The sequence below is a fragment of the Bacillus sp. 01N42_2 genome (genome assembly GCF_056399565.1).
In genome coordinates, this window is sequence record NZ_JBFTRO010000008.1 from 141,662 (window position 1) to 161,807 (window position 20,146).

Annotated in this window: 18 protein-coding genes and 2 pseudogenes; 14 read left to right on the forward strand and 6 right to left on the reverse strand. The window is 47.0% G+C overall.

Translation table 11 applies throughout. The features are described 5' to 3' along the window. The first annotated feature begins 126 nt into the window (after positions 1-126). From AC1DN5_RS16610 to AC1DN5_RS16650, 9 genes are all read left to right on the forward strand, one after another. A complete protein-coding gene (locus AC1DN5_RS16610; RefSeq protein ID WP_016936816.1) occupies positions 127-1,437 on the forward strand; it encodes an MFS transporter in 1,311 nt (436 codons plus the stop codon). Between the two features lie 94 nt (positions 1,438-1,531). Beyond that, positions 1,532-2,092: a shikimate kinase gene (locus tag AC1DN5_RS16615; RefSeq protein WP_099744958.1), complete on the forward strand. Its 561-nt coding sequence runs from the start codon at positions 1,532-1,534 to the stop codon at positions 2,090-2,092. 177 nt (positions 2,093-2,269) lie between these two features. Next, a complete protein-coding gene (cah, locus tag AC1DN5_RS16620) occupies positions 2,270-3,226 on the forward strand; it encodes a cephalosporin C deacetylase (RefSeq protein ID WP_016936815.1) in 957 nt (318 codons plus the stop codon). Between the two features lie 65 nt (positions 3,227-3,291). After that, on the forward strand, positions 3,292-4,077 hold the full coding sequence (locus AC1DN5_RS16625) for a nucleotidyltransferase domain-containing protein (protein ID WP_366969998.1): 786 nt from the start codon (positions 3,292-3,294) through the stop codon (positions 4,075-4,077). A gap of 187 nt (positions 4,078-4,264) precedes the next feature. Further along, on the forward strand, positions 4,265-5,176 hold the full coding sequence (locus tag AC1DN5_RS16630; RefSeq protein WP_099744976.1) for a proline dehydrogenase family protein: 912 nt from the start codon (positions 4,265-4,267) through the stop codon (positions 5,174-5,176). 17 nt (positions 5,177-5,193) lie between these two features. Then, positions 5,194-6,741 (forward strand): L-glutamate gamma-semialdehyde dehydrogenase, encoded by a 1,548-nt coding sequence (gene pruA, locus AC1DN5_RS16635; RefSeq protein ID WP_366969997.1) that lies wholly within the window; start codon positions 5,194-5,196, stop codon positions 6,739-6,741. 91 nt (positions 6,742-6,832) lie between these two features. Continuing rightward, complete coding sequence (gene putP / locus AC1DN5_RS16640; protein WP_016936811.1) at positions 6,833-8,287, forward strand: sodium/proline symporter PutP; 1,455 nt, start codon at positions 6,833-6,835, stop codon at positions 8,285-8,287. 157 nt (positions 8,288-8,444) lie between these two features. Further along, positions 8,445-9,680, forward strand: a complete 1,236-nt coding sequence (putR, locus tag AC1DN5_RS16645) for a proline utilization transcriptional regulator PutR (RefSeq protein WP_016936810.1) — start codon at positions 8,445-8,447, stop codon at positions 9,678-9,680. A 205-nt stretch (positions 9,681-9,885) separates the two neighbouring features. Continuing rightward, positions 9,886-10,896 carry an NAD(P)/FAD-dependent oxidoreductase gene (locus tag AC1DN5_RS16650; RefSeq protein WP_366969996.1) on the forward strand — a complete coding sequence of 337 codons (1,011 nt, stop codon included), beginning with the start codon at positions 9,886-9,888 and terminating at the stop codon, positions 10,894-10,896. Between the two features lie 33 nt (positions 10,897-10,929). Here the strand turns inward: AC1DN5_RS16650 and cobA are convergent, their stop codons facing one another. The 4 genes and pseudogenes from cobA to AC1DN5_RS16670 form a co-directional block, all read right to left on the reverse strand. Continuing rightward, the gene (cobA, locus tag AC1DN5_RS16655) at positions 10,930-12,369 is read right to left on the reverse strand and encodes a uroporphyrinogen-III C-methyltransferase (protein WP_366969995.1); all 1,440 of its coding nucleotides are present in this window, start codon (positions 12,367-12,369) and stop codon (positions 10,930-10,932) included. 47 nt (positions 12,370-12,416) lie between these two features. Next, on the reverse strand, positions 12,417-12,737 hold the full coding sequence (gene nirD / locus AC1DN5_RS16660; protein WP_064777951.1) for a nitrite reductase small subunit NirD: 321 nt from the start codon (positions 12,735-12,737) through the stop codon (positions 12,417-12,419). A 20-nt stretch (positions 12,738-12,757) separates the two neighbouring features. Next, positions 12,758-15,175 (reverse strand): NADPH-nitrite reductase, encoded by a 2,418-nt coding sequence (nasD, locus tag AC1DN5_RS16665; protein WP_064777950.1) that lies wholly within the window; start codon positions 15,173-15,175, stop codon positions 12,758-12,760. Positions 15,176-15,294: 119 nt separating this feature from the next. Further along, positions 15,295-15,423 (reverse strand): annotated as a pseudogene (locus AC1DN5_RS16670) (hypothetical protein); the annotation flags it as partial. A 147-nt stretch (positions 15,424-15,570) separates the two neighbouring features. Here AC1DN5_RS16670 and AC1DN5_RS16675 point away from each other — a divergent pair. The 5 genes and pseudogenes from AC1DN5_RS16675 to AC1DN5_RS16695 form a co-directional block, all read left to right on the forward strand. After that, a complete protein-coding gene (locus tag AC1DN5_RS16675) occupies positions 15,571-16,773 on the forward strand; it encodes a GTP-binding protein (protein WP_366969994.1) in 1,203 nt (400 codons plus the stop codon). Positions 16,774-16,836: 63 nt separating this feature from the next. Continuing rightward, complete coding sequence (locus AC1DN5_RS16680) at positions 16,837-17,973, forward strand: zinc-dependent alcohol dehydrogenase (RefSeq protein ID WP_029575240.1); 1,137 nt, start codon at positions 16,837-16,839, stop codon at positions 17,971-17,973. Between the two features lie 16 nt (positions 17,974-17,989). Further along, positions 17,990-18,424 (forward strand): RDD family protein, encoded by a 435-nt coding sequence (locus tag AC1DN5_RS16685; protein ID WP_016936803.1) that lies wholly within the window; start codon positions 17,990-17,992, stop codon positions 18,422-18,424. A 117-nt stretch (positions 18,425-18,541) separates the two neighbouring features. Next, positions 18,542-18,820 carry a YckD family protein gene (locus tag AC1DN5_RS16690; protein WP_436627812.1) on the forward strand — a complete coding sequence of 93 codons (279 nt, stop codon included), beginning with the start codon at positions 18,542-18,544 and terminating at the stop codon, positions 18,818-18,820. Positions 18,821-18,874: 54 nt separating this feature from the next. Beyond that, positions 18,875-19,018: pseudogene (locus AC1DN5_RS16695) on the forward strand (family 1 glycosylhydrolase); the annotation flags it as partial. A gap of 153 nt (positions 19,019-19,171) precedes the next feature. Here AC1DN5_RS16695 and comJ read toward each other — a convergent pair. Continuing rightward, on the reverse strand, positions 19,172-19,570 hold the full coding sequence (gene comJ / locus AC1DN5_RS16700) for a competence protein ComJ (protein ID WP_047476185.1): 399 nt from the start codon (positions 19,568-19,570) through the stop codon (positions 19,172-19,174). Between the two features lie 21 nt (positions 19,571-19,591). Then, positions 19,592-20,029 (reverse strand): NucA/NucB deoxyribonuclease domain-containing protein, encoded by a 438-nt coding sequence (locus AC1DN5_RS16705; protein ID WP_047476187.1) that lies wholly within the window; start codon positions 20,027-20,029, stop codon positions 19,592-19,594. Positions 20,030-20,146 lie beyond the last annotated feature (117 nt).

The window sequence follows — 20,146 nt, forward strand, 5'->3', positions numbered from 1 at the left end:
TTTATGGAAGCGGTGCATCCGGTCAGTATTGAACACAAATTGTTTAGCGCTTTTTTGCGTCAAAGTATTAAATAATTGCTCGAAGTGTTGTACAATTAATTTCATTCGAGTAAGGGGGAGAAGCCATTGAAAAATGAAACGGAGCTGACGGACTTCAGGCCCGTCCGCAATAAACCGACTCGCGCTCGTTATGTGATACTGATTCTTTTGTTTTTTATCACTGCGATTAATTATATAGACCGTGCAAGTGTATCCATCGCCGCCCCGTCCATTCAGACTTCGCTGAACATAAGCCCCGCTCTTTTGGGCGTCGTATTTTCCGCATTCAGCTGGACCTATACGGGTATGCAGATTCCCGGCGGGCTCATTTTGGACAAATTCGGGTCAAAACGGACGTACGGAGTTTCTTTATTTGTCTGGTCGGTTTTCACCGGAGTGCAAGCTTTTGCGGCCAGTTTCGGATTTTTATTCGGCTGCCGCCTGATTATCGGACTGGCTGAATCGCCTGCCTTTCCCGCAAACAACCGGATTGTCACGACATGGTTTCCGAGGAGGGAACGCGCCTTTGCGACTGGGGTTTACACAGCGGGGGAATATGTCGGGCTGGCATTCGCCACACCGGTTTTATTTTGGGTGTTAACGGCATTCGACTGGCGAGCCGTCTTTATTTCCTCAGGGCTGCTCGGGCTTGTTTTCTCCGTTTTCTGGTTTAAGATGTATCAGGAGCCGAACCGGTATCGAAAAGTGAACCGGGAAGAGCTTGAATATATTAAAGAAGGCGGCGGGCTGACAGAGGTGTCTGAATCAGCCGGCAGGATCACGTGGCGGGATTTCGTCCAGCTTCTTAAATACCGCAAGCTTGTCGGCTTGTATATCGGCCAATTCGCCGTAGCGTCCACGCTGTTCTTCTTTTTGACATGGTTTCCGACTTATCTGGCGGAGGCAAAGCACATGGCTTTCTTAAAAGTCGGCTTCGCCGCATCAATCCCGTATATCGCCGCCTTTTTCGGCGTATTGTTCGGCGGATTTTGGTCTGACGGCATGATGAAGCGGGGCGTATCGGTGAACGTTGCCCGAAAGACGCCCGTTATCCTCGGTCTTCTGCTGACGGGCTCCATCGTGCTCGCGAATGTTACGGATTCTTCCCCGGCGGTTTTGGCGATCTTATCCATTGCTTCTTTTGCGCAGGGCATGTCCAATATTTCCTGGACGATGCTGAGTGAAGTGGCGCCAAGCGAGACAATCGGATTGGCAGGGGGCGTGTTTAACTTTTTCGCCAATATGGCCGGTATTATTACGCCGCTTATCATCGGGTTTATCGTCTCTGCGACCGGTTCATACAACGGAGCGATTCTGTTTGTCGGCGCTGTCGCCTTTATCGGGGCGTTTTCTTATATTTTCATTGTCGGAAAGGTGGAACGCATTACGCTCCGGTAGATCGAAAAACTCATCGCATTATCTCTATATTTCAATATGGAGTTATCATATAATAAACATAACTTTTTCATTCCTTAGGAGGATTACGCCGAAGATGAACGCAAAACGTGCCATTCCCGTAAGAGAAAGAAATATCGTCCTGATCGGATTCATGGGTGTCGGTAAGACAACAATCGGCCAGCTGGTCGCTAAAAAATTATACAGAGACTTCATTGATATTGATTTGCAGATTGAGAAAGATTTCAATATGTCCATTCCGGAAATGTTTGAGAAAAAGGGTGAAGCCTTTTTCCGTCAGACTGAAAAGGACTATATATTAGATATTTGCCGCAATACGAGATTCAAGATCGTGTCTCTTGGGGGCGGTTCGTTTAAACAAGAGGAAATCAGACAGTGCTGCTTGGAAAACTGTCTTGTGCTCCATCTTGATTTATCATGGGAGAATTGGAAGCAGCGGGCTGACCTGCTGATTGAAAGCCGTCCCGTGCTGCATAACCGTTCAATGGATGAAATGCAGCAGCTCTTTAACGAGCGCCAAAGCATCTATGATAAACATAATTCAAAAGTGGCAACGGATAATCTGGAACCTGAAGAAATTGCCGATTATATCGTTGAAACGTTAAAAATCGGCTGGGACCTGTATCAGCCGATGTAAAAAGAGCTGTGCCGCTGTGAGCGCACAGCTCTTTTTTGTTTTCTGTTAAACAAACGTTTGATAAAAAGTGAAAGCGTCCGCCGATCATTTATAAAAATTTTTAGAAAATAAGTGTAAAATCGTGTTAAGATAGAGTCAGAAAATTAAGTCTTATAAAACAAAGGAGAATAATCGGATATGCAATTATACGACTTGCCGCTTGACCAACTGCAAACCTATAAACCAAATAAAACCGCTCCTCATGACTTTGCGGATTTTTGGGCATCATCATTACATGAGCTTGCAAAGGAAGAGGCAAAGCCTGATTTGACGCCTGAAAGCTACCCGGCTGACGGCGTGAAAGTATTCCGGCTGAAATACCGAAGCTTCGGCAAGGCGGAAATTGAGGGATGGTACGCCGTTCCCGACCGAAAAGGCCCGCATCCGGCCATCGTGAAATACCACGGCTACAACGCAAGCTATGACGGGGACATACATGACATCGTAAATTGGGCGCTTCACGGATATGCCGCGTTCGGGATGCTTGTCCGCGGCCAGCACAGCAGCACAGATACAAGCGTCTCACCGCACGGACACGTTCCCGGCTGGATGACGAAAGGGATTTTAGACAAAGATACATATTATTACCGCGGTGTGTACTTAGACGCAGTAAGGGCTCTTGAAGTCATCAGCAGCTTTGATGAAGTGGATGAAACGAGAATCGCTGTCATCGGGGGGAGCCAGGGAGGCGGGCTTTCCATCGCCGCGGCGGCGCTTTCCGACATTCCGAGAGCGGTTGCGGCTGATTATCCGTACTTAAGCAATTTTGAGCGGGCGATTGACGTCGCACTTGATGAGCCGTATCTTGAGATTAACTCCTTTTTCAGAAAAAACGGCAGCCCTGAAACGGAGAAAGCCGCGATGAATACACTGGCCTATTTTGATATCATGAATCTGGCGGACCGCGTAAAGGTGCCGGTTCTCATGTCCATCGGGCTGATTGACCGGGTGACTCCGCCGTCGACGGTATTTGCCGCTTACAATCATCTGGAAACGGAAAAAGAATTGAAGGTTTACCGGTATTTCGGCCATGAATATATACCTTCTTTCCATACGGAGAAGCTGGCCTTTCTGAAAGCGCATCTGAAAGGCTGACAGCAGTGAAAAGCCCAAGTACTTGGGCTTTTTTCATGAATGATGACGGAAAAGGACGGATACAAATGAAACAAAGGATCATCGAAGAATTAAAACGAATTGAGGCAAAGCACGACGTTAAGGTGCTTTACGCCGTAGAGTCGGGAAGCCGCGCATGGGGATTTCCGTCAAGCGAAAGCGACTACGATGTACGGTTTCTCTATGTGCCGAAAAAAGAATGGTACTTTTCCATTGAACCGCATAGGGATGTCATAGAGGAGCCGATCCATGACATGCTTGACATCAGCGGCTGGGAACTGAGAAAAGCCCTGAGGCTCTTTAAAAAATCAAATCCGCCTCTTTTGGAATGGCTTTCTTCTGAGATGATCTATTATGAGGCTTTCACAGCGGCTGAAAAGCTCCGGAAACTGAAAACCCGCGCCTTTTCGCCCGAAGCATGCCTCTATCATTATCTCAATATGGCAAAGCGGAATGAAAAAACGGAATTGCGGGGCAGTGCAGTGAAGATTAAAAAGTATTTTTATGTCCTGCGGCCTCTCCTTGCCTGCAGGTGGATTGAGACGTTCGGCACCGTACCGCCGATGTCATTTCCCGTACTGGCAGATGCCCTATTGACGGATGAAGCGCTCATTTCTGAAATCAGCACACTGCTTACAAGGAAAAAAAGCGGACAGGAACTGGCTCCGGAACCCGGAAATACGATTATTCATGCCTTTATAGAAGAGGAAATAGAACGCATCGGGCAGTATGCCAAAACGGTCAAAACACCGAAACCGGATATAACGGACGAACTGAATCAGCTTTTGATTCAGACTGTCGAAGAGGCTTGGGAAGAAAAAGGCGGGAATTGACGATTTCTGTCATTTCCGCCCGCCTTTTTTCGGCATGATCCGCCTGCTCTCTAAGAAGCTGATTGTGGAAAAACCACAAAAATTTATCAGAATCTTTGTATTTTTAGAATATTGTGAGAGGATGTTTTGTCCATTTACAATAGACTCATACAAATACTTCTTAGATTGCGGGGTGTTAAGGTTGGAAGTGATTACAAGAGATTTTTTCTTATTTTTATCCAAGAGCAGCTTTCTCAATAAGATGGCGCGAGGCTGGGGAAGCCGTGTGGCAGCCGGCAAAATCATCGGAGGAATGGATATCCGCAGTTCTATCCCGACAATCCGACATTTGAACAGCCAAGGGCTGTCAGTTACTGTCGATCATTTGGGTGAATTTGTCAACAGCGGTGATGTCGCGAAAGAACGCACCGAGGAGTGCATGCAGACCATCGCTTTAATCGCTGATGAACAGCTGAATTCCCAAGTGTCATTAAAAATGACGTCTTTAGGTCTTGATATAGATCTCGATCTCGTCTATGAAAATATGACGAAAATCCTCCAGACAGCGGAAAAACATAAAGTCATGGTGACGATTGACATGGAGGATGAGACGAGATGCCAGAAAACGCTGGATATCTTTAAAGACTTCCGAAGCCGGTATGAATACGTAAGCACCGTGGTGCAGGCTTATCTGTACAGAACGGAGAAGGACCTTGATGATCTTGACCCGCTGAATCCGTTTCTGCGCCTTGTCAAAGGAGCCTATAAAGAATCGGAAAAGGTGGCCTATCCTGAAAAAAGCGATGTAGATGAAAATTATAAAAAACTCATCCGCAAACAGCTTTTAAAAGGACATTATACGGCAATTGCCACGCATGACGACAAGATGATCGAGTTTACAAAGCAGCTTGTCAAAGAGCACGGCATTCCAAACGACCGCTTTGAGTTTCAGATGCTGTACGGTATGCGCTCGCAAACCCAGCTCAGCCTAGTAGAAGAAGGATACAACATGAGAGTCTACCTGCCTTACGGCGATGATTGGTACGGCTATTTCATGAGACGGCTCGCTGAACGCCCCTCAAATATCGCATTCGCCTTTAAAGGGATGACTAAGAAGTAAAAAAGGGAGAGATGACAATGACTACACCTTATAAACACGAACCATTCACGAATTTCCAAGATCAATCGAACGTTGAAGAATTCAAGAAAGCGCTTGTGAAGGTAAGCGAGTATCTGGGAAAAGATTATCCTCTTGTCATTAACGGTGAAAGAGTGGAAACAGAAGCGAAAATCGTTTCAATCAACCCGGCTGATAAAGAAGAAGTTGTCGGCAGAGTGTCAAAAGCTTCTCAAGAACACGCTGAGCAAGCGATTGAAGCGGCTGCGAAAGCGTTCGAAGAGTGGAGATACACATCTCCTGAAGAAAGAGCGGCTGTCCTGTTCCGCGCGGCTGCCAAAGTCCGCAGAAGAAAACATGAATTCTCCGCTTTGCTTGTAAAAGAAGCAGGAAAGCCTTGGAACGAGGCGGATGCTGATACAGCTGAAGCGATCGACTTCATGGAGTACTATGCGCGCCAAATGATCGAACTGGCAAAAGGCAAACCGGTCAACAGCCGTGAAGGCGAGAAAAACCAATATGTCTACACACCGACAGGCGTAACGGTCGTCATTCCGCCATGGAACTTCCTCTTTGCAATTATGGCGGGAACGACGGTGGCACCGATCGTAACGGGCAACACGGTCGTTCTAAAACCTGCGAGCGCTACACCTGTTATCGCAGCGAAATTTGTTGAAGTGCTTGAAGAGTCCGGTCTGCCGAAAGGTGTCGTCAACTTTGTCCCCGGCAGCGGAGCGGAAGTCGGCGACTACCTTGTTGACCACCCGAAAACAAGCCTGATCACATTTACAGGATCAAGAGAAGTTGGTACGAGAATTTTCGAACGCGCGGCGAAAGTTCAGCCGGGCCAGCAGCACTTAAAGCGTGTCATCGCTGAAATGGGCGGTAAAGATACAGTTGTTGTTGATGAGGACGCGGACATTGAATTAGCGGCTCAATCCATCTTTACATCAGCATTCGGCTTCGCAGGACAAAAATGTTCTGCAGGTTCACGTGCAGTTGTTCATGAAAAAGTATATGATCAAGTATTGAAGCGCGTCATTGAAATTACGGAATCAAAAGTAACAGCTAAACCTGACAGTGCAGATGTTTATATGGGACCTGTCATTGACCAAGGTTCCTACGATAAAATCATGAGCTACATTGAAATCGGAAAAGAAGAAGGCCGTTTAGTAAGCGGCGGCACCGGAGATGATTCAAAAGGCTACTTTATCAAGCCGACGATCTTCGCTGACCTTGATCCGAAAGCCAGACTCATGCAGGAAGAAATTTTCGGGCCGGTCGTCGGGTTTTCTAAAGTATCAAACTTTGATGAAGCGCTGGAAGTGGCAAACAACACTGAATACGGTTTGACAGGAGCGGTCATTACAAATAACCGCAAACATATTGAACGGGCGAAACAGGAATTCCATGTCGGCAACCTGTACTTCAACCGCAACTGTACGGGAGCGATTGTCGGATACCATCCGTTCGGAGGCTTTAAAATGTCCGGCACTGATTCAAAAGCGGGCGGCCCGGATTATTTGGCCCTCCACATGCAGGCGAAAACAATCAGTGAAATGTTTTAAGAGGGACTGAATGGGCATCCTCCTCGCGGGGGGTGTCCATTTCACCATAAACATATAAAGCGGAGGAGGAAATGCCATAGCAAACATTCAGTTGATTATATCCATTTGTATTTATATGGCGGGCATGCTGTTTATCGGTTATTTCGCCTACAGACGGACGTCAAATCTGACGGATTACATGCTCGGGGGGCGTTCTTTAGGTCCTGCCGTCACAGCGCTCAGCGCGGGAGCGGCGGATATGAGCGGATGGCTCTTGATGGGGCTTCCGGGCGCCATGTTCTCGACGGGATTAAGCGGCGCTTGGATTGTCATCGGCCTTGTGCTCGGAGCATGGGCGAACTGGCTTTTCGTGGCGCCGAGACTGAGAACGTATACTGAAAAAGCGGGGAATTCCATCACCATTCCGGGTTTCCTTGAAAATCGTTTCGGTGATCATACGAAGCTTCTCAGACTGTTTTCGGGTCTTGTCATTCTCGTCTTTTTCACATTTTACGTATCATCGGGCATGGTCTCAGGAGGCGTCTTATTCAACAGCATTTTAGGGTTGGACTATCACACCGGCCTGTGGGTTGTGACAGGCGTCGTTGTCGCCTACACCTTGTTCGGGGGCTTTTTGGCGGTAAGCTGGACGGACTTTGTCCAAGGGATCATTATGTTTGCGGCGCTTATTCTCGTGCCGATTGTGACGATTTTTCATACGGGCGGCCCGGGAGAAACCGTTGCCGATATCCGTTCCGTCAACCCGGAACTGTTTAACATGTTCAAAGGAACGACCGTCCTTGGCATTATTTCTTTATTTGCGTGGGGGCTCGGCTATTTCGGGCAGCCGCATATTATTGTGCGCTTTATGGCGATCACATCTGTGAAAGAAATCAAACGCGCCAGACGGATCGGCATGGGATGGATGATTTTGTCTGCACTAGGCGCGCTGTTTACAGGTCTTGCGGGAATCGCGTATTACCATCAGCACGGACTGAAGCTGGCTGATCCGGAAACCATTTTTATTCAGCTCGGCAACATTCTGTTCCACCCGATTATTACGGGATTTCTCATTTCTGCGATTTTAGCGGCTATTATGAGTACGATTTCGTCTCAGCTGCTCGTTACGTCCAGTTCTTTAGTAGAGGATTTGTATAAGTCCATGTTCAGGCGTTCGGCTTCTGATAAGGAACTCGTATTTCTGGGGAGAATGGCAGTGCTTGCGGTGTCAATCATCGCCTTGGTGCTCGCCTGGGAGAAAAACAACACGATACTAGGTCTTGTCAGCTATGCATGGGCGGGATTCGGCGCGTCATTCGGGCCGGTCGTACTGCTCAGTTTATTTTGGAAACGGATGACGAAATGGGGGGCACTCGCCGGCATGATTGCGGGAGCGATTACTGTAATCATTTGGGCGAATGCCGGTCTTTCAGACTTTTTGTACGAAATCATTCCGGGGTTTGCTGTAAGCCTTGCCGCTGTATTTGTCGTCAGCTTGTTGACACAGGCTCCGTCAAAAGATGTCACAGATCAGTTTCATGAGTACCGTGATACACTTTCTCAATAAAAGCAAGGAACGAGAGGAAGAAGGGACCGCCCTTTTTCCTCTTTTCACGATACAGAATTCCGGATTATGCCGTTTTGGGAATATATGAATTTTTTTCTATACAAAAAGTCACCCCTCAGAGTATGATAAAGATAAAAAGAGCATAGGAGAAATAGGTATGGAAGAGCTTTTAGAGAGAGTTTTTTCATTTACGGACATTGATAAATTAATTGATTTCATCAGTTACGAATTGCAGAAGCCCGTCATTCTGGAAAGTGCGGATTTCTTTTTGCTTGCCTATAATTCTTATTACATTAATCACTTCGACTCCGCCAACCAGCAGACGATATTTTCAAAAAAATGCCCCGTGCAGATTTTTGAGAGGTTTCTGAAGGACGGGGTGATCGAAAAACTGAAAACCGTTCCTGAACCGTTCCGTGTTGAAAAAATAGACAGTATCGGGCTGAATCAGAGAGTGGTCGTAAGCGCAAAACATAAAGGGGAAGTGATGGGCTACATCTGGATTCAGGAGCTCGACCGCGATTTGACGGACGAGGAGCTCGACTTTTTATATGAAACCTCATTCCATGTCGGAAAAATCATCTATAAAACGAACCGGCTGAAACAGGAAAAGGAAGAGAGAGCGGAAGACCTGGTGAAACGGGCAATCTTTCAGCAATTCTCCTCTGAAAAGGAGTTCAGGCGGGAGGCGGAAAAGATGAACGCCGTGCTGCCGTCGGTTTTCTCGGTGGTTGTCCTGCATGCCGCAAATGGGGATGGGGAGGCAGTCGAAGATTTGAAGGAAAATATCAAATCGTACTTGAATTTGCGGGATAAAGTCAGTCACGTCTTAACCATTGATTCCAATATTGTCATCGTCGTCGCAAGCTTCTCGCAAAAAAGCTCCGGCACTTCGGCAGCATCTGAATTCATCCACAAACTGCTGACTCATTTTCACTTTCAGAAGATCCCCACTCCCATCTATATCGGAATCGGCAATGAATACAGCAGCATCCTGAAGCTCGGGAAAAGTTATATAGAAGCCCTTGAAGTCATAAAGGCCGCAGAAATTACCGGAAACCAGGAAAATATCCCGTATGAATACAGCAAGCTCGGGATCTACCGCTATCTTGAAAGCATCGAAGAAAAAAACGCCTCACTGGAATATGTAAACCATGATCTAGCTTTATTAAAAGCCAAGGATAGAGAAAGCAGCACCGAACTGCTGAAAACGTTAGAAATCTATCTCCTCAATAACTGCAAAACAAAACCAGCCGCAGAACAGCTTTTTATTCATCAAAACACATTGAACTACCGTATCAAACAGATTCTTGACATGACATCAATTAATTTAAACGACTTCAGGACAAGGTGCCAGCTGTATCTTGATATCATGCTGATGAAAAAGAAATAAAAAAGAAACCAGTCGCCGTACTGGTTTCAGCTTTAATACCCTCCTCAATCTCAACATCTCATTGGGCCGTGCTTCTTGAATCTCCATCCTTTTCCGCAAGATGAGAACTGAACAAACACTGTTTTCCGATGTATGGTATACTTTTATTGATATTGATTCTCAATTAAAAATGTTTGAAGTATAGATATAAACGGGAGGCAGAATAATGGCGGAAAATCATGAGGTGTATGACGTCACGATTATAGGCGGGGGCCCGATCGGCCTGTTTACGGCTTTTTATTGCGGGATGCGCGAGCTGAAAACGAAAGTGATTGAATTTTTGCCGCGGCTCGGGGGGAAAGTGTCTATGTTTTTCCCGGAAAAAATCATCCGTGATATCGGCGGAATTCCGGGGATCGCCGGGGAACAGCTGATTAAGCAGCTGAAGGAGCAGGCGGTGACATTTGAGCCGGATATCGTGTTGAATCAGCGGGTGACCGGATTTGAGCGGCTGAATGACGGGACCATTGTGCTGGAAAGTTCCGAAGGGGAAAAGCACTATACACGCACCGTGATTTTGGCTGTCGGCATGGGAACGCTTGAGGTCAATGAACTCAACAGCGCGGATGCGAGCCGTTATTCAGGGAAAAACCTTCATTATAAAGTGGAGAAGCTGGATGCGTTTGAAGGTAAGCGTATCGTGATCTCCGGAGGGGGAGATACCGCGGTTGACTGGGCGAATGAGCTGGAACCGATTGCGGCGTCTGTTACCGTCTTGCACCGCCGTGAGGAGTTCGGCGGTTTAGAAAGCAGCGTGGCGAAAATGAAGCGGTCTTCCGTGCGGGTGTTTGCGCCGTATCGTTTGAAGCATCTCAACGGCACCGGGGAACGGATTGAGAGCGTCACCGTTTGTCATACCGAGTCTGGCCTTTCTGAAGACATCAAGGTTGATGAGCTCATTATTAATCACGGGTTTAAAATTGATCTCGGCCCGATGAAGGATTGGGGGCTTGAGATAGAAGAAGGCCGGATTAAAGCCGACAGACATATGCGGACCAATCTTCCGGGCGTGTTTGTTGCAGGTGACGCCGCCCATTATGAAAGCAAGCTCAGATTGATTGCCGGCGGTTTCACGGAGGGACCGACCGCCGTGAACAGCGCCAAAGCCTATTTGGACCCGCAGGCGGATCAGATGGCGATGTATTCGACTCATCATAAGAAATTGGTGACACAATAAAAAAGGGAATGGCCCCCGATGTTGAGCCGGGGGTCAGCTGTGAACGAGCACGTCTTTCATTTCATTTCGTATAAACGCAAATAACTGTTCCTGATTTTTCACGGCGGTAAATCCGTAACCGGCGGGTATGTCTTCACCGATGCAGATGACGGGAGGGCGGTTTGCTGTCGGATTCGGTGATATGCCGATCTGTTTTCCGGCGCTGAGCAAATGCTGAGCGGATTCTTTGCCCGGACAGATAATCATTTGCAGAGGAGACTCACTGATTGTGCGTTCGATCATCGAAGTGAACCGCTCATCTGCGATATGTTCATGAGTGATATAAAACGGGCATGATACTGAGTCTGGCATGTTTTCTGCCGCTTGACGGCTTCCGACAATGAGCGAATGCGGAGAATCACCTTGATGGCCGGATAGGCGGAAGCCCCGTTTTGTCAGTTCCGTCTTTGCCGCTTCAGTCGCTGCATTCAGGCTTGCTGTCACCCGGCGGATGTCAATCTGCTTGAAAGCCAGTGTGTCAAAAAATTCACAGACCGCGTGGCGTGATGTGAAAAAGATCTGTTCAAAAGTGCTGATCCGCTTCAGGATGTTTTCGTTAGCGGGCATTTTTTTAACAATCCGCTTCGGCCATTCGATAACATCAGCGCCATACTCGCGCAGCCAGCCTGTCAATGTATGTTCATCATCGCCATGAGTGACCACCATGATATGCCGCCCGATGAACGGTTTGCTTTCAAACCAGCTATATGTTTGAAGATTTACGATATCTCCGATGACGATAATGGCGGGGTTGGTGATGTTTTGGCTTTGTACTTTTTCATAAATATCCTGAAGCGTTCCTTTTACGCTGCGCTGCCGCCCCCATGTTCCCCATTGAATGACGAGTACGGGGACGGAGGGGGATTTCCCGTGCTCCATAAGCTGCCGGCATATAAATGACAGATTTTTAACCCCCATGTAAAACACAAGCGTTTGAACGCTTCGAGCCAGCCCTTCCCAATCGAGATTCGGCCGGCCTTGTAATGATGTATCATGAGCAGTGATCATGGCGAAGGACGAAGCGCAATCACGATGGGTGACGGGGACGCCCGCATACAGCGGCGCCGCGATTCCCGAGGTGATGCCGGGCACCATCTCGTAGCGGATGCCGTGCCGATGAAGCGCCTCCGCTTCTTCGCCGACTCTGCCGAACACGCTTGGGTCTCCGCCTTTCAAGCGGACTACGGTGAAGCCTTCCGCCGCTTTTTCAATCAGCAGGGCATTTATCTCCGACTGTTTCATAAAATGGCGGTCGGGCAGTTTTCCGCAATAAATGAACCGGCAGTCTGGAGAGGCATATTCAAGAAATGTTGGGTTTGCAAGCCGGTCATACAAAATGATATCCGCTTTCTCCAGAACCTGTTTCCCTTTTACGGTAATCAGCCCCGGGTCTCCAGGTCCGGCACCGACAAAATATACAATTCCGTTTCTCATGATGACGTCATCCCTTCATCTGTTTAAAAAGTGATCCGACCCTTTGATCAATACAGGAGGTATACATTCTCTCCTTCGATCAGTGTTTCGTATGTTTTAATACAGCCATGATCCGGCTCTTGGACTTTTCCGTCTTCTAAGGAAATTTTCCAGTCATGCATCGGGCAGAAGACGTATTCTCCGCTGACGATGCCTTCAGCCAGGACGCCCCCTTTATGAGGGCAGCGGTTTTCGACGGCGCGGACGCTTCCGTCAGAAAGCTTAAATACAGCAAGCTCTTTCTCTTCTATATATACGGTTTTTCCTAACTCCTCAGGAAATTCGTTTAGCCTGCCTAAGCAAACCTTTGTCATATCTTTATTAACCATGTCCGTTCCTCCTTACTGTTTTATGAAGTCGTGACGACATTTTCAAATAAATCTTTAGAAGCTTTTTTATCTTTAAGGAAATATTGCCACGGATCTTTGTGAACAGAGAGTGTTTCATTCATTCTGCCGTTGAGCTCCTGCCGTTTTTCCGGATCGTTCAACACAGATTGGACATGGGATAAACCGATGCGCTCAAGCCATGCGGATGTGCGCTCCAGATAGTTAGCCGTTTCTCTGTAGTACTGAAGGTAAGCGCCCGCGTATTCTAAGACTTCTTCATTCGTTTTCACTTTCATCAGCAAATCACCGGCGCGCAAATGAGTTCCGCCGTTCCCGCCGGCATAGAGCTCCCAGCCTCCGTCGATGCCGACAACACCAAGGTCTTTAATGCCGGACTCCGCACAGTTCCGCGGGCAGGCAGACACGGCCATTTTGACCTTATGAGGCGTATTGAGCCCTTCGAATTTTTTCTCTAGCGCAATGCCCAGTGCCATGGAGTCCTGCGTGCCGAAGCGGCAGAATTGTTCGCCTACACACGTTTTTACCGTGCGGAGTGTTTTTCCGTACGCGTAGCCTGAAGGCATATCAAGCTCGGCCCATACTTTCGGCAGGTCTTCTTTTTTGACGCCGATGAGATCAATTCGCTGGCCGCCTGTCATTTTAACGAGCGGGATCTCATATTTGTCGACGACATCGGCGATCTTGCGGAGATCCTGAGAGTTGGTCACGCCGCCGTACATCCGGGGCACGACAGAGTATGTTCCGTCTTTTTGAATATTGGCGTGCATCCGTTCGTTCACAAAACGGGATGTTCTGTCATCCTCGTATGTAGACGGATTGATCATGCCTAAGTAGTAGTTGAGGGCAGGCCGGCATTTGGAGCAGCCCTCCGGCGTTTTCCAGCCGAGCACGTTCATGATTTCTCTCGTATGTGATAGCCCTTTGGCTTTGATTTCTTCTACGACTTCATCTCTCGAAAGCGAGGTGCAGCCGCAAATCGCTTCTTTTTGCGCGGATGCGTCAAATTCTGAGCCCAGTGTATATTGAAGAATGTCTTCTACGAGCGGTTTACAGCCTCCGCAGGAACGGGATGCCCCAGTGCATGCTTTGATTTCGTCCGTTGATGTGCAGCCTTTTTCCTGAATGGCTTGAATAATCGCGCCTTTTGATACACCGTTGCAGCCGCAGATGATTTCATCGCCGCTCATCGCCGCGGTCATGCTTGCGCCTGCTTCCTGGTCAAGAGGCTGTAAGATTGATATCTTGGAAGTTTCGGAGATATCGGCTTCTTTTTGAATCATTGAAAACAGGCGGCTGCCCTCGCTGCTGTCGCCGAATAAAACAGCGCCGACAATTTGATTGCCTCTCAGAACGATTTTTTTATAGATGCCGTCCTGCTCATCGAAAACTTTAATCGCTTTTTTCTCCTCTGATTCGTTAAAGTCACCGGCAGAGAATACCTCGACGCCTGATACCTTTAATTGAGTGGAGAGAACGGAGCCTTCATACGGTTTTGTTTCAATGCCGCAAATATGTTTGGCCAGCACTTTTGCCTGTTCATAGAGCGGCGCCACAAGACCGTATGCGATTCCGCGGTGCTCGGCACATTCACCGACAGCGTAAATGTGCGGGATTTCAGTCTGCATATAATCGTTCACAATGATTCCGCGGTTAACCGGAATGCCGCTTTCCGCGCCAAGCTGTGTATTCGGGCGGATGCCGACCGCCATGACGACTAAATCAGCTTCGATGCTTGTGCCGTCTTTAAAGCGTACGCCTTCGACACGGTCAGTACCGACAATTTCTTCGGTTTGCTTTTCAAGTAAAAAGGTCATGCCTTGTTTTTCTAATTCGTTTTGCAGCAGGCGCCCTGCAGTTGGATCAAGCTGGCGTTCCATCAGGTATGGAGAGAGGTGGATGACAGACACGTCCATTCCGAGATTCAGCAGCCCGCGAGCGGCTTCTAAACCAAGCAGTCCTCCGCCGATGACGGCTGCTTTTTTATATTGTTTCGACGCGGCGAGCATTGTGTCGGTATCTTTTATGTCCCGGAATGCCGTGACGCCTTTTTTATCTGCGCCCGGAATCGGAAGGATAAAAGGGACAGAGCCTGTCGCCAGGATGAGTTCATCATAGGGCTGGATTCTGTCTGCATCTGTAATGACTGTTTTGCTATCCTGGTCCACTTTGATGACTGTTTCACCGGTATGCAGCTGAATGTTGTTTTCTTTGTACCAGTCCCAATCGTTTAACGTAATATCTTTAATATCTGTATCGCCTTGAAGCACTTTTGACAGAAGGATTCGGTTATAGTTGGGATGAGGTTCGGCCCCGAATATTGTAATCTCGAATTCGTCTTTTGAAACACGCAGTATTTCTTCAATCGCTCTTACCCCGGCCATTCCATTTCCAACAAGGACTAGCTGTTTTTTTCCCATCAGATGATCCGCTCCTTATCTATGTTTTCTTTAGCGTAGCACAGCGAAAACAGATATTTAAGATACATGTTATGAGATGTAACAAAAAATACTAAAAAATCTAAAAATTTTATGAAAAATTATATTAGGCTGATACGTGCAGCGCACATCTTAAAACCGGGCATTTTACAGTCCGGATCCAAGGCTTCACCAATTAAATCGTTGACGTTTTGCGTGTCAGACCAATGGAAGGGGGCAAACAGTGTATGATGTCTGACTTTTACTTGATTTTAAATAGAGAATGCATCAGAATAAATAGTAACGATTACGATTTAATACACTGTACATATTAGTTGAACAGAGACAGTCACAGATAATAAATCGTAATCATTCTATTTTGTTGGGAGGCTATTTTTATGGTGAAAATTCCGGTTACAGTATTGAGCGGCTATCTTGGTGCTGGAAAGACGACAGTTTTGAATCATATTTTACAAAACCGCAACGGTTTAAAAATTGCCGTCATCGTTAATGACATGAGCGAAGTAAACATAGACGCTGGCCTGGTGAAACAGGGAGGGGGCTTATCACGGACAGACGAAAAACTCGTAGAATTATCGAACGGCTGTATCTGCTGCACGCTGCGTGAGGATCTATTAGTCGAAGTTGAGAAACTCGCCAAAGACGGCAGGTTTGATTATATCGTGATTGAATCAACAGGGATCAGTGAACCGATTCCCGTTGCCCAGACATTTTCTTATATAGATGAAGAAATGGGCATTGATCTGACAACATTCTGCAGGCTGGACACAATGGTTACCGTGGTAGATGCAAACCGCTTCTGGTATGACTTCCAGTCCGGTGACAGCCTCCTTGACCGGAAAGAAGCTGCGGGAGAAGAGGATGAACGGGAGATTGCCGACCTATTAATTGATCAAATTGAGTTTTGTGATGTGCTTATTTTAAATAAGTGCGACATGGTGGGCGAAAAAGAGCTTGAACAGCTTGAAACAGTTCTTCGCGCATTACAGCCCCGTGCCAAGCTGATCCGATCCGTCCGCGGAGAAGTGCCTGCCGAATGCATTTTGAATACCGGTTTATTTGAGTTTGAAGAAGCGAGTTCATCAGCAGGATGGATAAAGGAGCTGACGGCAGGCCATGAAGCGCACACTCCGGAAACAGAAGAGTATGGAATCACTTCGTTTGTGTATTCACGGCGTCTGCCGTTTCATACCGTTCGTTTTGACAGCTGGCTGCATCACTCAATGCCTGACAGCATTGTGCGCGCAAAGGGAATTGCCTGGTGCGCAACCCACAACAGCTTCGCGCTGCTGATGTCTCAGGCGGGTCCGGCGGTCTCAGTTGAGCCTGTCTCTTATTGGGTGGCGGCGATGCCGAAACTTGAGCAGGAGCAGATCAAACAGCAGGAACCGGAGATTCTGGAGGATTGGGACGCTCAATTCGGAGACCGTCATACGAATCTGGTATTTATCGGGATTAATTTAGATGAAGCAGCCATTACAAAGGAATTAGATCAGTGTCTGCTCACGCCGTCTGAGTTCGATTCTGACTGGTCTCAATTTGAAGATCCTTTTCAATGGGACATTCAGCGGGCTGAATAACATACCAGCCAAGTTTAGAAGCATGTGAGAAGGGAAGGAGTGATGAAAAAGGAGCTGAACAATGTGAAAGCACTGACATACCAAGGAAAAGAACATATGGAAGTGAAAGAAGTCCCTGCACCCGTCATTCAAGATGAGAGGGATGTCATCGTTCGAATCACCGCAACCGGAATTTGCGGTTCAGACCTTCATTTATATAAAAACGGAATACCCGCTGATCCGGGTTACATCGTTGGACACGAGCCAATGGGAATTGTTGAAGAAACGGGCAGTCAAGTGAAAAAGCTGAAAAAAGGCGACCGGGTCGTGATTCCTTTTAACATCGGCTGCGGAGAATGTCATTATTGCAAGCACCAGATGGAAAGCCAGTGTGATGAATCAAATCCCAATCCTCATACAGATGCCGGCGGCTTATTCGGTTTCTCAGAGTTTAACGGTAATTATCCCGGCGGGCAGGCTGAATATTTACGAGTGCCCTATGCTGATTTCTCTTCTTTTCTGGTTCCGGCAGACAGCGAGCTAGAAGATGAACAGGTACTGCTTCTGTCAGATGTCATGCCGACCGCCTTTTGGAGCGTTCAGCACAGCGGAGTGAAAAAAGGAGACACAGTCGTTATTCTGGGCTCAGGTCCGATCGGTTTAATGGCGCAAAAATTCGCTTGGAAAAAAGGCGCAAAGCGGGTCATCGCAGTCGATCAAGTCCCGCACCGCCTTGAACATGCGAGACGCATAAACGGAGCAGAGACCTTCAATTTTTCAGAGCATGAAGAGATCGGGAAACTGCTGCATGAACAAACGTCAGGGGGCGCGGATGTTGTGATTGATTGTGTCGGAATGGACGGCACGCCGCTTTCAAAAGAAAAAGAAAAGCAAAAACCGAATCAGTTCGGAACCATCAGTCCGATTCTGACAGCGTCAGAAGCCGTTAAGAAGTTCGGTACTGTTCAGCTCACAGGCGCATATATTTCCGAAGCGGACGGTTTTCCGATCGGTGATTTTTTCACGCGCAACGTTTCTCTAAAAATGGGCCAGGCACCCGTTATCCATCTGATGCCGATGCTGTATCAAATGGTCGAACAAAATGAAATTGATCCGACGGATATTATTACGCACAAAATGAGTCTTGCGGAAGCCCCTGCTGCATATGATATATTTGACAAAAAAGAAGATGGCAACATTAAAGTGATTTTGAAGCCATAGAGCGAGGGGAAACACAATGAATATTTACAGACCGGCGGGATTTTGGATCAGATTGGGAGCCGCAGTACTCGACTATTTAATTATTTCAGTGCCTTTGGCGATTATTTATATGCTGGCAACGGGAAAAGATCCGGAGGAGAGCGCAATGATCAGCATCATTTTGACTCTTTATTCTATCTTGCTTCCTGTATACTGGAACGGTTATGTTATCGGCAAAAAGATCTGCGGTATCCGCATCGTCAAAAAAGACGGCACTCAGGTAGGCTTTCTCACTATGATTTTAAGAGTGCTTGTGGGCGCCTTAATTTATGGTGTGACGTTAGGAATCGGTGTGATCGTGAGCGCATTTATGGTCGGAATGAGAGAAGACAAACGGTCGATCCATGATTTTGTGGCAGGAACGTATGTTACATACGCATTGCCGGACGAATCGATTGAAAAGAGCGAATAATTTCGCTCTTTTTTTTGCATAAAAACTGGATGGAGGCACAACATATAACAAACGCTAAAGGAGGAAAAAGTCATGAAAAAAGCTGCGTTATCATTGGCTGCGTTTTTCATTACGGCAATGGTTTTCATAATGCCGGCACATGCAACTGAAACAAAAATGCCTTCAACAATGTCACTTACGGTACAGCAGAAAAAAGAAATTGAATCTCTTGAAAAGGAAATACTCGAGAAACGTAAACATGTCATTTCCAAATATGTTGAATACGGTGTCCTGCCGAAAGAAAAAGCAGAGCATATTAAACAGCATATGGACAGGCGCTTTAACATGATGAAACAAAATGGCTTTATCCCCAAGCCTCCCCCTCATAAATTGGAGAAGCGGCATCATCATTCTTAAGCATCCGGCAAGATGGGTGCTTTTTTTGTTTTATCGGGATTGCTCTGGAACGCAAAAATAACAGGTAAAACGTTTAAAGGCTCAAACGGCGATACAGCAGCCGGCCGTTATGAACGTTATAAAGAAGATGTCGCCTTGATGGCAGAAATGGGTTTGAAAGCTTACGGCTTTTCTGTCAGCTGGCCGAGGATTTTTCCAAGCTTCGATTATTCACCGGCTTATCCGCTTACAAGTCACCCTGAAGACAAAATTGCATTTGAAGTTTTTACTGGTATCGGAACGTGATCGAAACAAACGGTAAGAGTTTATAAGAGTTCCCTGAGAGAAATATGTTTCTCTCAGGGAACTCTTTTACATTGCGGCCGCATCGATAATATACGTATCCGCATGCAAATCGGATAATTCGGCAGGCACTGAATAACAAGTAAGGCTGTATCGGCCTTTCGGAAGATCGAAGAAAAGCCGTTTTGACATCACGCTTTCAATCTCAATTCCATCTTTTACAGCTTCAAAGGAAACAGCCGCTTTTTTCTCATAGGATGGTACCGGTTCATTTGTATTAAGCCTGAGGACAATAAATGCCTTCGTATTTCTCCTTGCTTCAAATGAAACAGCTCCGTCAGCCTCCGCAAATCCTTTTTCAATGGCTTCATCCGTCCAATCGATAACAGGCGGTTCGGAATCTTTTTGGAAGATTGTAAATTGATGATAAGAAATGATAAGTTCTTGCGGTTTCCATGATTTAATCAATGCGCTGCTCCTCCTGTTTCGTTACTTGATTTTAAATAATACTCTCGTTCCGTCTGGATCATTGGTAAGCTGGTGTCCGACCCAAGAGCCGGCCCCGCGGTTGTCTGCCGGAGAAATATATTCTACGGAGGCATTGTTTCCGCCCTGTTTACAAACCGCCATGGGCCATTCATCTCTATCGTACCCCGTTTTTACAGGCACATGTTTAAGAGATTGCTCACGCCGCTTATGTACTCCGTCTCTGTCAATGGTGCATATGCTGGGATGTCCTTCTTTTATCGCGTCCTTAATATGCTTTGCTGTTTCCGGATATCGATCGGACGGAAATAGGATTACTTTGTCGTAATCGCTTTTCTGAACGGTCTGCTCGTTATCTGAGAAAATATCACCCTTGATCAGGGCCGCAACTGCTCCGGCAATGATGAGAAGAACAAGCAGCAGTGCTTTTAATGTTTTCAAGAGTATCAATCACCTCCAGTTTTAAATTGCTGTAAAGCTGGTCCAAGAATAAAGCAGAATCGGCCCGCTGTAAAGCTGTTAAAATATATTTTTCAGCCTCAATTCAACTGAATATCT

Bases quoted from the DNA above. Each gene is read 5' to 3' on its own strand.
- AC1DN5_RS16615 (WP_099744958.1), top strand. From the start codon at position 1,532: ATGAACGCAAAACGTGCCATTCCCGTAAGAGAAAGAAATATCGTCCTG.
- cah (WP_016936815.1), top strand. From the start codon at position 2,270: ATGCAATTATACGACTTGCCGCTTGACCAACTGCAAACCTATAAACCA.
- AC1DN5_RS16625 (WP_366969998.1), top strand. From the start codon at position 3,292: ATGAAACAAAGGATCATCGAAGAATTAAAACGAATTGAGGCAAAGCAC.
- pruA (WP_366969997.1), top strand. From the start codon at position 5,194: ATGACTACACCTTATAAACACGAACCATTCACGAATTTCCAAGATCAA.
- putR (WP_016936810.1), top strand. From the start codon at position 8,445: ATGGAAGAGCTTTTAGAGAGAGTTTTTTCATTTACGGACATTGATAAA.
- AC1DN5_RS16650 (WP_366969996.1), top strand. From the start codon at position 9,886: ATGGCGGAAAATCATGAGGTGTATGACGTCACGATTATAGGCGGGGGC.
- cobA (WP_366969995.1), bottom strand. From the start codon at position 12,369: ATGAGAAACGGAATTGTATATTTTGTCGGTGCCGGACCTGGAGACCCG.
- nirD (WP_064777951.1), bottom strand. From the start codon at position 12,737: ATGGTTAATAAAGATATGACAAAGGTTTGCTTAGGCAGGCTAAACGAA.
- nasD (WP_064777950.1), bottom strand. From the start codon at position 15,175: ATGGGAAAAAAACAGCTAGTCCTTGTTGGAAATGGAATGGCCGGGGTA.
- AC1DN5_RS16675 (WP_366969994.1), top strand. From the start codon at position 15,571: ATGGTGAAAATTCCGGTTACAGTATTGAGCGGCTATCTTGGTGCTGGA.
- AC1DN5_RS16685 (WP_016936803.1), top strand. From the start codon at position 17,990: ATGAATATTTACAGACCGGCGGGATTTTGGATCAGATTGGGAGCCGCA.
- AC1DN5_RS16690 (WP_436627812.1), top strand. From the start codon at position 18,542: ATGGTTTTCATAATGCCGGCACATGCAACTGAAACAAAAATGCCTTCA.